This is a genomic window from Borrelia puertoricensis (assembly GCF_023035875.1).
GTDB lineage: Bacteria > Spirochaetota > Spirochaetia > Borreliales > Borreliaceae > Borrelia > Borrelia puertoricensis.
In genome coordinates this window covers 33,139-47,280 of record NZ_CP075399.1, presented here as the reverse complement: position 1 = coordinate 47,280, position 14,142 = coordinate 33,139, and the positions used below count along the sequence as shown (strand labels likewise).

Annotated in this window: 9 protein-coding genes and 5 pseudogenes; all 14 read right to left on the bottom strand. The window is 33.3% G+C overall.

Annotation, left to right across the window (positions count from 1 at the left end):
* Positions 1–65 precede the first annotated feature (65 nt).
* The gene (locus bpuSUM_RS10020) at positions 66–191 is read right to left on the bottom strand and encodes a hypothetical protein (protein WP_347343318.1); all 126 of its coding nucleotides are present in this window, start codon (positions 189–191) and stop codon (positions 66–68) included.
* A 257-nt stretch (positions 192–448) separates the two neighbouring features.
* The gene (locus tag bpuSUM_RS10015) at positions 449–655 is read right to left on the bottom strand and encodes a hypothetical protein (protein WP_247068078.1); all 207 of its coding nucleotides are present in this window, start codon (positions 653–655) and stop codon (positions 449–451) included.
* Between the two features lie 88 nt (positions 656–743).
* Positions 744–1,568: an FAD-dependent thymidylate synthase gene (thyX, locus tag bpuSUM_RS09275; RefSeq protein WP_247068007.1), complete on the bottom strand. Its 825-nt coding sequence runs from the start codon at positions 1,566–1,568 to the stop codon at positions 744–746.
* Positions 1,569–1,728: 160 nt separating this feature from the next.
* Positions 1,729–2,555, bottom strand: a pseudogene (locus bpuSUM_RS09270) (P12 family lipoprotein).
* Positions 2,556–3,565: 1,010 nt separating this feature from the next.
* A pseudogene (locus bpuSUM_RS09265) lies at positions 3,566–4,634 on the bottom strand (variable large family protein).
* A gap of 124 nt (positions 4,635–4,758) precedes the next feature.
* Positions 4,759–5,814, bottom strand: coding sequence for a variable large family protein (locus bpuSUM_RS09260; RefSeq protein WP_247067998.1), 1,056 nt, complete (start codon positions 5,812–5,814; stop codon positions 4,759–4,761).
* 129 nt (positions 5,815–5,943) lie between these two features.
* Complete coding sequence (locus bpuSUM_RS09255) at positions 5,944–6,981, bottom strand: variable large family protein (protein ID WP_247068111.1); 1,038 nt, start codon at positions 6,979–6,981, stop codon at positions 5,944–5,946.
* Between the two features lie 130 nt (positions 6,982–7,111).
* On the bottom strand, positions 7,112–7,747 hold the full coding sequence (locus bpuSUM_RS09250) for a Vsp/OspC family lipoprotein (protein ID WP_430644684.1): 636 nt from the start codon (positions 7,745–7,747) through the stop codon (positions 7,112–7,114).
* A 124-nt stretch (positions 7,748–7,871) separates the two neighbouring features.
* Positions 7,872–8,930: a variable large family protein gene (locus bpuSUM_RS09245; protein WP_430644685.1), complete on the bottom strand. Its 1,059-nt coding sequence runs from the start codon at positions 8,928–8,930 to the stop codon at positions 7,872–7,874.
* A 122-nt stretch (positions 8,931–9,052) separates the two neighbouring features.
* Positions 9,053–10,150 (bottom strand): variable large family protein, encoded by a 1,098-nt coding sequence (locus bpuSUM_RS09240; RefSeq protein WP_430644691.1) that lies wholly within the window; start codon positions 10,148–10,150, stop codon positions 9,053–9,055.
* 187 nt (positions 10,151–10,337) lie between these two features.
* A pseudogene (locus bpuSUM_RS09235) lies at positions 10,338–10,939 on the bottom strand (Vsp/OspC family lipoprotein).
* Positions 10,940–11,091: 152 nt separating this feature from the next.
* A complete protein-coding gene (locus bpuSUM_RS09230) occupies positions 11,092–12,135 on the bottom strand; it encodes a variable large family protein (RefSeq protein WP_430644686.1) in 1,044 nt (347 codons plus the stop codon).
* Between the two features lie 125 nt (positions 12,136–12,260).
* Positions 12,261–13,313: pseudogene (locus tag bpuSUM_RS09225) on the bottom strand (variable large family protein).
* A gap of 124 nt (positions 13,314–13,437) precedes the next feature.
* A pseudogene (locus tag bpuSUM_RS09220) lies at positions 13,438–14,063 on the bottom strand (Vsp/OspC family lipoprotein).
* Positions 14,064–14,142: the final 79 nt, after the last annotated feature.

The window sequence follows — 14,142 nt, the reverse complement described above, 5'->3', positions numbered from 1 at the left end:
TAGTTTAGTTTTTAATAGTATAAAATACTAGTTAAGCTAATCTTAAAAATCTCATTCTGTACGATTTAGTTTTTATTTCTATGTCTATGCTCATAACACACTTTTTTAATTGATTCAAATACTTTCTCTTCAGGATCGTTTTCAATAAGAGGAGGTGGTCCTGAAGGAGAACTAGGAGGATTTAAAAACATAAAATAATTATCAAAAACATCAGTGAGTCTTTTCTCTATTTTATAATAATCTTTTGCATCTATATTAAGCTTTTCATCTCTACCCTCTATATTAAGTGGATTATCTTTGCCATATTTAATATGCTTAAGTAATTCTTTAACTTTTCCCTTATCATTCAGTTTTAATAAAAACCTTTTAATATATCCCTCTATTTTAGATACATCTCCTTGTAAATAAATATCAAAATGACTTGAACCACCCTTAGGTAATTCATTTTTTAACGCATTAACAAAAAAGTTAATGTATCAAACTCTTCTTTATTAAGCTTAAGATTATCTCTCCAATCTGACTTTAAATTAACATGCCCTAGATTTTGAAATAAATCACCTTTATTATCAGAATTTTTAAATAATTCACAACTTACAAAACAAATTATACAAAATATAAATACAATTCTATATATAAAATTTATCTTCTCTCTCACACACAAAATCCAACATCAACTTACTTTTTATAAAGTATATCTCATTATTACTGTTATTCAACAGAATAATAGAAAAACTTTATTTTTATTATTTAATATTAAGCTTATCTTTTAATCTATTTAATGCCTTATCATCCAATTTGAGTTTACTAATATTTAATGCACCAGAAATAGCTATTATCTCTTCATAAGACAACCTACACCCTTTTAAGATATGATTCTTAAAACTTTTAGTAGCAATAGGCACAAGCTTTTCAATAACATCAAGCAATATTTTGGCATATTCACTCATCTCTTTTGATGAATTTTCACTAACCTCTTTCGATTCATTTAATGCCAACCTTAATTTGATAAAATGAAAAAGATTATTTAAATCAATCTGCCAATACCATTCAGTATACAAGCTTAAAGGTAAAGCTATTCTAGAAACTTCTTTTGAAACATTACTATTTATCATATCTTGATATAACTTGTAACAAGTTTTTTGACTCTCTCTTAAATCACTTAACACATTCTTTGCAAAATTAGCTTCAATTTGATTACTCTCAATATTTTGTATTTTTAGATCCTCCTCTAAAGGCACATAAAACTCTTCTCTAAGAAAACTATATGAACCAGATACTTCATTAATCCTTGCTGTTCTATGTCTCATCCATTGCCTTGCAACAAATATAGGAGCCTTAATATAAAATGTAAAAACCACTTGTTCAAATGGACTTGTGTGCTCATTTCTAACTAAATAATCTATAAGTTCAGCATCTGTCCTCCTAATTCTCTCACCTCGATATGAAATCCTTGCTGCATTCAATATTCTCTCCTCACTACCCATATAATCAACAAGTTTGATAAAGCCTTTATCTAAAACCTTATATTCCTTATTTAATAAATCTTCTCTCTCAATATCAGTATTCAAAACAATTACACCTCAACACCTTAAAATAATTCACTAGTTATTCAATTTAAATCATTATATAGTTTTTAGAAACTTATTTAAATAAAATTAAAGAAGGTCCCTTATAAAGGAACTCTTCTTGAAAATACTAATATTATAAAATATTTAAATTTTTCAGTCTCTATCTTGAAAGATTACCTAGAGCAGACTTTGCCTCACTAATAAGTTCTTCTATTTCTTTTATCTTTGCCATTGCTTCAATTAACTTCACAGAAGAAGATTCTAGTTGTTCTAAAGAACTTTCCGCATTACTTCGTGCCTTTCTAGCTAGAAAATCACCATTCCCTCTTCTTGACCAGTAACTTCTACGTTTGTTATTTCTTAATCTGTCAGTAATAGCTTCTTTTAAAATCTTTTCAGAATCTTCAAAAAATATTTTGCAGAACTTCTTTCATTAAGTCCAACCTCAACTTCATTCATAAGCCTCTCGAGATTAGACCTTTCATCATTTAACTTATTTTGCAATTGAGTTAACTTTCTTATCTTTTCTATATTTTCCTTACGCTTTTTGGTTAGTGATATTCTTTCACTCTGAATTTTTCCCATTATATCATAAAAATCAGCTCTTCCTCGCTCACATCTATCTTTAAGCTCAAGTGCATTCTTAATTAATTGCTGGAATCCAGAATCTCCAAGAGCACCTTTTACTTTTTCAATTTCTGCTTGTGCTTCTTTTTCGGATTCAGTACTTGGAACTAAATCTTTTTCTTCTATTTTTATTACTTCTTCTTGAGGATAGTATGGATACTCTTGCCTAAACACCTCAAATCCCGCATTAACAGGTTTTACTTCCATGTCTTGTTGTATTTCTACTCCTTCTTCAAGAGAATCTATAACAACTTCTTTTTGTTCCTGATTTCCTTGTTCATGGTTTAAATATTTATTATCTTTGCTTTCATCTAAAACCTTTTCCCTTACTTCATTTAATAAATCATTAAGGGCATTCATATCACATGATAACAAACATAATAATGCTAACATACATACTGATAAAATATTTCTCTTCATATCTCCCTCCTGGGATATTAGATTATTTAATTATTGAATCTCGATATTGAAATACAATAATTACTGACAAATGTACACCCTTTTATTTTAAATAACAAAAATAAATTCCATAAAACCTCAATTATTCTATTCTGTAATAATTAAAGGTAATTCAAAATTATTTTAATAAGTAAATTTATACAATAAAGAACAAAAATATAATCTTAATCTAAAACTTGTAATCAATCACATCCAATTTAAACTTAAAAAAATAAATAATCAAAAAACAATTAACTAAAGTAAACATATCATTCAATAAAAACAAAAACTAAGAAACCTGGTTCCTACCTTTACTTTCAGAATAATTTTACTCACTTACTAATCAAAACTAATCTCATAATACTTACTTACACCTAATTAATATGGAACTGAATAAAAGTTACTGTCTTATCTTTAGTACAAATATCTATATAAATAAAGTCATTTGAGGAAAACGAATCTTATAAAAAGAATAGTTTTCCTCAAATGACTTTATTTAGTTATATATTTATTTTGTACTAGTTATTTATGTTAACTGTTAAAATTGCAGGTGTAATAGCATTTCAAGATTTATTTTATTATTTAATCGTTTAGTATATCTTCTAATTGCTATTAAAAATACTGTTGAAATTACTTTACAAGCACTAAAAACAGTTCTTGCGATAGATTAAATGTCTTAGAATTAGCACTAATAACAACACCATTAGCTGCATAAACAGATTTATCTTAACCTTTCTTAACATTAAACAAGATTGCTACAGGAACAAATAAACTAAATTAACTATAAGAGGTTAAAATACGGTTTGAAGATTCTCTGCATTACTACCGAACTATTCAACTTTTTAATTTCATTACAACTAATATAGAAGGCAGACTTAGAGATAAGTTTGCCTTCTAATCTTAATTTTAAGTAATGAATCTAACTATCTATTTTACTGCTGAGCTGCTGGTTTTGGGGATCTAGCTTTATCTATTTTTTCTTTTGCTTTCTCAAGAACATTCTTTTACTGCCTTCTTAATTATATCCTCTATTGATACCAATAACTTATTTACTGCACTTACTCCTACTGCTTGTACTACTTTGTCATCATCATTATTATTCGCAGCTAATTTACCATCCTTAACTAAAGAACGTAATGCTATACCTCCTGCTACAGCTGCTGCTTTAGCTACATCTTTTGCTAACTGACCTGTATCACTTCCTCCTCTTGCAAACTTTAGTGCACTTGTCTGTGCAGTTGCATCAACTGCTAGTGCTGCATCAGCATCACTTTCTTGTGACTTAACTATTGAAGCTAATATTTCTTCACCACTAACTGCTGCTACTATTGCTGCGGCTTTATCTCCCACAGCTGCTCCTGCATTAGCACCTGCAGCTAAGACTTTTACTCCATCTTTATTATCTGCATTACCTACTTTTACTGCTACATTTCCAGCTTCTGGCTTTGGAACACCTACCTTACCTGCTTCTTCTACAATTCCTTTCAATGCATTATATACTTTCTTTAATTCAACATCAGTTGGTGCTGTGCCTTGAGCATTACTTGCAGCCTCACCTACTGGTTTAGCATCACCGATATCTTTTAAAGAGTCCAAATGAGTTTTTAATGTGTTTAAAATAGACTTAGCAGAATCAACTGCACTTCTAATTATCTTGTTTAGCTCACCTTTATCAAGCTCTGTCTCTGACTTTTTTGCTATCTTTTCTAATTCTGTTGATGCGTCTCCAAGCTTAGCACCTAAGCTGTTAAAATACCCTCCTACATCCTCTTTCTTTGTAGTTGATTTAGCAGTAAAACCTAATGTACCAGAAAGTAGCTCTAAAAATGCATAAAAAGCATTCTTAGCACTTCTACCTACATCCATGAGAACAGAACTTAAACTGCTCCCTCCTGTAGCTGCCCCGCCACCATTAGCCGAATCAACCGACTGTTGTCCACTGCCACAACTAAGAAGTAAAAATAAAGTCAAAAATAACGCACATAAAGTAATTCTTTTCATTATCACGTGCCTCCTTTTTACCTCAGAAAGACTATATAAACACAAAAGGAAAACAATTCTTATGAAAAGAAAAGTTTTCCTCAAATGACTTTATTTAGTTATGTATATTGTTATTAAATTCTAACTAGTTTTTCTTAGCTTCAGAAGCCTGATTATCATTAGTTAAAGTAGTATCAGTAGGATTAATATTCATAGCATCTTTAATAGTTTTAAGGCCTGAGTCAATAGTATTTCTTATTGCTATTGTTAAAGTATCTAATGCTTTAGTAACTGCACTTATTGCTGCACCTTTAACTGCAGTAACAGCATCATCAGCAGCAGCACTAGGACCAGCAAATTTACCATTCTTAGCCATCGCTCGCAGTGCTATACCTCCTGCAATAGTAGCATCTTTAGGGGCAGCTCCAGCATTCTGAGAAGTAGCTAATTTAACAGCATCACCATCATCCTTAATCATAGCTTGTAAAATGTCAGCGCCAGTTACAGCCCCAACAGCTTTAGCAGCATCAGCTGCAACCTTTTTTGAATTGTTAACATCACCAACAGCTCCCGCACCAGTAGCAAATAATTTACCTGATTCACCATCCCCAGCAGCAGCGGTTCTTGCAGTAGAACCATCACTAGCCTTTTTATCATCCCCAGCATCGGAATTTCCTTTTTTTTCACCAAGTACCACATCTACAATTGATTTAATACCCTTTACTAGTTTATCGACTTCACTACCAGCAGCACCACCGTTATTCTGAGCAGCAACATTACCAAGCAGGTCATTACTATCAGTACCAATAGCCTCACTAGCAGTCTTAGCACCCTGGATTATTTGATCAAGAGTATTAGTAATTAGAGATTTTACAGCGGTATCAGTAGCCTCTGCATTAGGATTATTATCAGATTTCATGTCAGCAACAATTTTCTCAAGAGATGTCTTAGTAGATGAAAGAGTATCATGCATAGTCTTAAAATAGTTCCCAACATCAGATTTTTTAGTAGTAGTATTAAAACCTAAAACCCCTCCAACCATATCAGAAAGGGAAGTAAAAACATTTAAGAAATCATTACCTAAACTAATCACAGACTTTAAGAACCTACTCTGAGGATCTTCCATCTTAGTAGTACCACTGCCACAGCCAAGAAGTAAAAATAAAGTCAAAAATAACGCACATAAAGTAATTCTTTTCATTATCACGTGCCTCCTTATTACCTCAGGAAGTCAAGATATAAATAAAAGGAAAACAATTCTTATAAAAAGAAGAGTTTTCCTCAAATGACTTTATTTAGTTATGTATGTTTTATTGATAATTATTTATTATTACCTACCAATTGCTGTTTCTGCGGGTGTAGTAGAATCTACAGATTTATCTTCTTGTGTAACTGTAGCAAGAGCATCACTAATTGTCTTTAAACCACTATCAACAGTATTTCTTATTGCTATTATTAGAGTACTTAAAGTCTTACCAACAGCACTAGCAGTTGCCCCATTAACTGCATGAGCAGATTTTGCTTCATTCTTAGCAGCAAACTTACCATCTTTAGCCATTGCCCGAAGTGCAATACCAGCAGCAATAACAGCGTCTTTCTTTGCAGCATCTTTAATTTCTTTTTTGCCGTTAACAGCCGGAGCAATAGCAATCTCAGCAGCATCTGTAGCTTTTTCAATTCCATCAGTACTATTTGCAGTAGGATTTTCTGTGGATTTAGCAATAGCTTGCAAAATGTCAGCCCCGGTCACTGAACCAATACTAGCTGATGCCTTTGCAATATTTTCTTCTTTAGCATCATCTTTACCATTCGCATCAGCAAATAGATTACCAACATCCTTTTTATCATCCTCTCCTGTTTTAGTAGCACCTGCATCACCCTTATCTTTTAAAACCAAATCAACAATAGTTTTAATTCCTTTAACTAAGGAGATAACAGAGTCTTTGTCAGCAGGAGTAGCCCCATGTCCAGCCGAAGTAGCATTACCAATAGCATCGTTACCAGTAGCCCCAGTAGCAGCAGTCTTAGCCCCATCAGCGATCTTGTCTAATGTGTTAGTGATAAAGTTATCAACAACTTCCTTTATCTTTAGATAGTTACCATTCTTTTCAACTTGATCTTGTAATTTCTCTTTAACTGTGTTCATAGCTTTTTCAATAGAAGTGAAATAGTTACCAATATCAGATTTCTTAGTCTCAGCCTTAATACCAAAAGCCCCAGTAATCATATCAGAAAGAGAAGTAAAAACATCTAAGAACCCTTTACCTAAATTAGCAATAGAGTTTAAGAATGTGGTTTTAGGATCCTCAGCACTAGTAGTACCACTGCCACAACTAAGAAGTATAATAAAGAAGTAAAAGAAGTAAATAGAGAATAAAGGAACAAAAAAAGCTAAGAGAAGCAAACTCCTAGCTTATTATTTATAGACTTTATTTTATAAGAAAATAACGATTGATTAAAAAGTAATCATTATAATAGTTAATTAACTTGTTTATCCCTTAGGTGTTAGCGGGTTTAGAAGAAGTTGTAAGCTCATTAATTGAAGCTGTTACTGCAGCGTCTGCAGCTGTTAACAATGCATCAATTGCTGTGTTTAGTTCACCGAGCTCTTCCTTACCTTTACCTCCAGTATTATCATTTTTATCTATAGCTTTTTTTGCATCAGCATCAGAAGCATCTTCTTTACCAAGAGCTGCATTCTCACCTTTCAATTTGTCTAAGAATTTTTTACTTGATTGCTCAGCAGCAGTAACCTTTGCCTTAAGTGACTCAGGGAGTTTAGCTGACTGCTTTAATGATTTCAACTTGGTTTCTACAGTCAATATTACTTGAAACACCCCAGCAAGTAACGCTCCATTATGACCAGAATTGGTAGTATCAAGCTCATAAGAATCTTTAATTTTCGCTCCAATAGCTTTAGCAAGGTCATCAATAGACTTAACTAAAGAATGAACTTCTTTAACATCTTTAGCAAAAGCAACAGAATCTGTAATGTTCTTAGTTATTTTAGCTAGGTCAATAACAGAACCATCAGATTTAGCCACTTCATCATCTTTAAGATTTTTTCCTGAATTATTACAAGATAAGAGTAAAAATAAAGTCATTAATAACGCACATAAAGTAATTCTTTTCATTATCACGTGCCTCCTTATTACATCACAAGGGCAAAAATACAAACAAAAGGAAAACAATTCTCACAAAGATAAAAGTTTTCCTCAAATGACTTTATTTAGTTATGTATATTTTAATAATTATTTATTATTGCTGGCTACCGGTTGCTGAGTCTGCAGGTGTAGTAGAATCTAAAGATTTATCTTCTTGTGTAACTGTAGCAAGAGCATCACTAATTGTCTTTAAACCACTATCAACAGTATTTCTTATTGCTATTATTAGAGTCCTTAAAGTCTTACCAACAGCATTAGCTGCTATTCCATTGACTGCATTGGCAGATTTCTCTTCATTCTTAGCAGCAAATTTACCATCCTTAGCCATAGCTCTCAGTGCAATACCTGCAGCAATAACAGCGTCTTTCTTTGCTGAATCTTCTTTAATTTCCGTCTTGTTAACAGCAGGAACAATAGCGATCTCAGCTGCATCTTTGGCTTTTTCAATTCCATTAGCATTATCAACTTGAGGATCTTCTTTAGAGTTAGCAATAGCTTGTAAAATATCAGCACCAGTTACAGCTCCAATGCTAGCTGATGCCTTTGCAATATTTTCTTCTTTTGAACCATCTTTACCAGCATCATTAATAAAAAGATTACCAACGTCCTTTTTATCATCCCCTGTTTTATTAGCTCCTGCATCCCCCTCATCCTTTTTTAGAACCACTTCAACAATAGTCTTAATCCCTTTAACAAGAGAAACAACTGAATCCTTACTAGCAGGAGTAGCCCCATGTCCAGTTGCAGTAGCATTACCAATAACATCACCAGTAGCCCCTTTAGCAGCTTCCTTTGCTCCTGCTGCGATCTTGTCTAATGTGTTAGTGATAAAGGTATCAACAACTGTTTTAAGTTTTGAGTAATTCCCATTCTTAGCAACTTGATCTTGTAACTTCTTTTTAACAGATGTCATAGTTGTTTCAATAGAAGTGAAATAGTTACCAATGTCAGATTTCTTAGTCTCAGCATTAATGCCAAAAGCCCCAGTAACCATATCAGAAAGAGAAGTAAAAACATCTAAGAACCCTTTACCCAAATTAGCAATAGAGTTTAAGAATGTGATTTTAGGATCCTCAGCACTAGTACTGCCACTACCACAACTGAGAAGTAAAAATAAAGTCAAAAATAACGCACATAAAGTAATTCTTTTCATTATCACGTGCCTCCTTATTACATCACAAGGGCAAAAATACAAACAAAAGGAAAACAATTCTCACAAAGATAAAAGTTTTCCTCAAATGACTTTATTTAGTTATGTATATTGTTATTAATCCTTTATTGTTGTTGTCCAGTAGTTGCTGCTTCTGCAGGTGTAGTAAAATCTGCAGACTTATCTCCTTGTTTAACAGCTGCTAGAGCATCACTAATTGACTTTAAACCAGTATCAACAGTATTCCTAATAGCAATAATAAGAGTACTTAATGCTTTGCCTACAGCACTAGCAGCAACTCCTTTAGCAGACTCAGCTTCAGTCTTCTTTTCAGCAGTATCCTTAACAATAAATTTACCATCTTTAGCCATAGCTCTTAATGCTATTCCTGCTGCAATCACTGCATCTTTTTTGGATTCTGCAGTAGTAAGTTGATCATCATTAGCAGTAGAAGTACCCTTAGCTAAAGCCAAACCTGCTGCATCTTTCACTTCCTTAACTTTACCACCCTTCGTAGCATCAGCATTAGCAGCAGCAATAGCTTGTAATATGTCAGCCCCAGTTACCGCCCCTATTGATGCACTAGCAGCCGCTACATGTTTCTCTTCAGCACCCTTATCATCGGCAGTTTCAGCTCCAAATAACTTACCAATATTCTTTTTATCATCATCAGCTGGGGTAGTTTTATCTGCTTGTCCATTACCTTCTTTTATTACCAAATCAACAATTTGTTTAATCCCTTTAACAAGGTTCTTTACACTTTCTGCATCAGGACCATCACCAGCAGCATTAGATTTGACAACCTCACTAATAGCATTACCTGCAGCCCCAGTAGCAGCTGTCTTAGCTCCTTCAGCGATCTTGTCTAATGTGCCTGTAATAAAAGTATCAACAACTTCTTTTAATTTTGGATAGTTACCATTCTCTGCCACTACAATGTTTAATTTCTTTTTAACAGATGTCATAGTTTTTTCAATAGAAGTAAAATACTTACCAATATCAGATTTCTTAGTCTCAGCCTTAATACCCAAAGCTCCAGTAATCATATCAGAAAGGGAAGTAAAAACATCTAAGAACCCTTTACCCAAATTAGCAATAGAAGTTAAAAATGTGGCTTTAGGATCCTCCATCTTAGTAGTACCACTGCCACAACTAAGAAGTAAAAATAAGCAATCTAAATTATCATTAAATGATAAAACAAGATAAAAACAAGATATAAATATAAGTCTAAAAGACAAAAGTAATCAAAGGTATCATAAGAAGTATAACAAAGTAGTAAAGGAAATAAAGAAAGAAATAAAATAACAAAAAAAGCTAAGAGAAGCAAACTCTTAGCTTATTATTTATAGACTTTATTTTATAAGAAAATTACTATTAATTAAAAACTAATCTTATAATAATAATATATCTTTAGTTAGAGGATTTAACAGGACTTGTAAGCTCATTAATTGCAGATTCTACAATCTCTTTAGCGGCCTTTGATAAATCAGTAATTGCTGTGTTTAAATCATCAATCTCTTGTGCTCCTTTAGTTTTAGTTCCATGATTTTTAAGTATGGTTTGTTGTGTATGCTCTGCAGTAGCGTCATCTTTACAAAGATCATTGTCCTTTTTACTTTTTCTAAAAATGCTGTACTTAAATTTTCAGCAGCACCAATTTTGGCCTTCAGTTCATCATAATCAAATTTTGACTTCAATGCTGTCAATTTAGTGCTTATATGTAACATTATACTATATGCTCCTGCAACTACCGCACTATTCTTATCCTTATGTGTTGCATTATCTTCAAGTTCTCCAGTATTTTTAACCTTCTTTCCAATACCCTTAGCAAGCTCATCAATGGACTTAACTAATCCCTCTATTTCCTTAATACTTACTGCAAGATCATTCGCTGATTTTATTTTCGAACTTGCTGATTTTAAATCAATAAGAGTGCCATCAGATTTAGCAGCCTGCCCATCTTTAGTAGCAGACCCTGAAGTATTACAAGAAATAAGTAAAAATAAAGTCATTAATAACGCACACAAAGTAATTCTTTTCATTATTACGTGCTTCATTTTTACCTCAGGAAGGCAAGATACAACTAAAAGGAAAACGAATCTCATGAAGAGAGAAAAGTTTTCCTCAAATGACTTTATTTAGTTATGTATTTGTTATTAATTCTTTACTGTTGCTGTCCACCAGTTGCTGCTTCTACAGGTGTAGTAGAATCTACAGATTTATCTTCTTGTTTAACTGCTGCTAGTGCTTCACTAATTGTCTTTAAACCACTATCAACAGTATTTCTTATTGCTATAGTTAAAGTACCCAATGCCTTAGTTACTGCGCTTAAAGCCGCATCCTCTACTGTTTTCTTCGCATCAGCATTAGCATTATCACTAGGACCAGCAAATTTACCACCCTTAGCCACAGACCTTAAAGCTACAGCACCTGCTATAGTTCCATCTTTAGGAGCAGCTCCAGCATTACCATCATTACCCTTAGCTAACTTAGCAGCAACACCATCATTCTTAATCATAGCTTGTAAGATGTCAGCACCAGTTACAGCCCCAACAGCCTTAGCTACATCAGCCGCTGATTTCTTTGCATTCTCAGCAGTGCCAGCATTAGCAGCAAATAATTTACCTGCTTCACCATCTCCAGCAGCAGCGGTTCTTACGGTAAGACCATCGGATTTTTTATCAGTCCCAGCCTCAGGATTACCTTTGTCTCTAAGCACTACACCTATAATCTTTCCAATTCCTTCACTAAGAGACTTAACCGAAGCTTCTTCACCAGCAGCACCTGCATTTTGATCAGCAACATTAGCAATTGGGTCATTACCTTCAGCCCCTTTAGCAGCTTCTCTAGCCCCTTCAGCGATCTTGTCTAATGTGTTAGTGATAAAGTGCTCAACAACCGATTTAAGCTTTACGTAATTCCCATTTTTTTCAACTTCATCTTGTAACTTCTCTTTAACAGATGTCATAGTTTTTTCAATATCAGAAAAGTATTTCCCTATATCGCTCTTTTTAGTATCAGCCTTAATACCCAAAGCCCCAGTAATCATATCAGAAAGAGAAGTAAAAATATCTAAGAACCCTTTACCTAAATTAGCAATAGAGTTTAAGAATGTGGTTTTAGGATCCTCAGCACTAGCACTACCACTGCCACAACTAAGAAGTAAAAATAAAGTCATTAATAACGCACATAAAGTAATTCTTTTCATTATCACGTGCCTCCTTTTTACCTCAGGAAGGCAAGATATAACTAAAAGGAAAACGAATCTCATGAAGAGATAAAAGTTTTCCTCAAATGACTTTATTTAGTTATGTATTTGTTATTAATTATTTATTATTGTCCACTAGCTGTTGAGTCTGCAGGTGTAGTAGAATCAGGATTAAATTTCATAGCATCTTTAACAGTCTTAAGCCCCCTGTCAATAGTATTTCTTATTGCTATAGTTAGAGTACCCAATGCTTTAGTTACTGCACTTGATGCTGTTCCTTTAATTTCAGAAGCAACTGCCCCTTGATCATCAGCACTAGCATTAGCAAATTTACCATCCTTAGCCATTGCCCGCAGTACTATACCTCCTGCAATGATTGCATCTTTAGGTCTACCAGTAGCGTTAACAGCTGCAACATTATTTTTAGCTAATTTAGCAGCAGCAACATTATCCTTAACCATGGCTTTCAAGATGTCAGCACCAGTTACTGCTCCAACAGCCTTAGAGGCATCAGCTACTGATTTCTTAGTTTGACCGGCATCCCCAGCATTACCAGCACCAACAAATAATTTAGTTGCTTAACCATCACCCGCATTGCCCTCAGACCTTTGCCCGCCATCTTCAGCTTTTTTATCAGTACCAGCATCAGGATTTCCTTTATCTCCCAGTACCACGTTTACAATTGATTTGACTCCCCTAATTAAATTTTCAACACTATCAGACCTCGCACCAGCACCATGAGAAGTATTATCACCAGCACCCTTATCAGAAATATTACCAAGCAGCTCATCACCTGTAGTACCAATGGCCTCACTAGCGGTCTTAGCACCCTCAATTATTTTATCAAGAGTATTAGTAATTAGAGATTGTACAGCGGTCTCAGCTGTAGCAGCATTAGGATTATTCTCAGTCTTCATATCAGCAATAATTTTCTCAAGGGATGTCTTAGTTGTTGTTAAGCTTTTTTCTATAGTCTTAAAATAGTTCCCAACATCAGATTTTTTAGTAGTAGTATTAAAACCTAAAACCCCTCCAACCATATCAGAAAGGGAAGTAAAAACATTTAAAAAGTCATTACCTAAACTAATAACCGATTTTAAGAATCTACTCTGAGTATCCCCAGCACTAGTACTCCCACTACTACAGCTAAGAAGTAAAAATAAAGTAATAAAGCAAATAAAGAAAGAATTAAAGAAACAAAAAAAGCTAAGAGAAGCAAACTCTTAGCTTATTATTTATAGACTTTATTTTATAAGAAAATAACGATTGATTAAAAACTAATCTTATAATAATAATTTATCTTTAGTTAGAGGGTTTAACAGAAGTTGTAAGCTCATTAATTGCAGATGTTACTGCATCATTAGCGGCTTTTAACAACTCATCAATTGCTGTATTTAATTTTTTAAGGTCAGTAGCAGAAGCATCGGTTCTATCTATAGCTTCTTTTGCATGAGCATCAGTAGCAGCACCATCTGCCTTACCAAGATCAGCATTTTGTCTTTAAATTTATTTAATAAATCAGTACTTGCGGTCTTAACTGCAGTAACTTTTGTTTTCAGCTCATCAGAGATTCCTTCCTTTTTCTCCAATTGTGTCAATTTAATCTTCACATGTAACACAATATTAAATGCTCCTGCTATCAATGAAGTGTTTTTGTCTTTATTATCAGCAAGTTCAGTATCAGAGTCTTTAATTTTTTTCCCAATAGCATTAGCAAGTTCATCAATGGATTTAACTAAGGTTTCTATTTCTTTAACACTCTTAGCAAAAGCAACAGAGTCTTTGATGTTCTTAGTTATTTTAGCTAAATCAATAACAGTGCCATCAGATTTAGCCACTTCATCATCTGTAAGATTCTTTCCTGAAGTATTACAAGAAATAAGCAAAAATAAAGTCAAAAATAACGCACATAAAGTAATTCTTTTCATTATCACGTGCCTCATTTTTTACTAAGGGAGGTTTTATATATAGATAAAAGGAAAACGAATCTCATGAATAGAGAAATAG

Excerpts from the sequence above, each read along its gene's own strand:
- bpuSUM_RS10020 (WP_347343318.1), bottom strand. The coding sequence starts at position 191 with ATGTTTTTAAATCCTCCTAGTTCTCCTTCAGGACCACCTCCTCTTATT.
- bpuSUM_RS09245 (WP_430644685.1), bottom strand. The coding sequence starts at position 8,930 with ATGAAAAGAATTACTTTATGTGCGTTATTTTTGACTTTATTTTTACTT.
- bpuSUM_RS09230 (WP_430644686.1), bottom strand. The coding sequence starts at position 12,135 with ATGAAAAGAATTACTTTATGTGCGTTATTAATGACTTTATTTTTACTT.
- bpuSUM_RS09250 (WP_430644684.1), bottom strand. The coding sequence starts at position 7,747 with ATGAAAAGAATTACTTTATGTGCGTTATTAATGACTTTATTTTTACTC.
- bpuSUM_RS09260 (WP_247067998.1), bottom strand. The coding sequence starts at position 5,814 with ATGAAAAGAATTACTTTATGTGCGTTATTTTTGACTTTATTTTTACTT.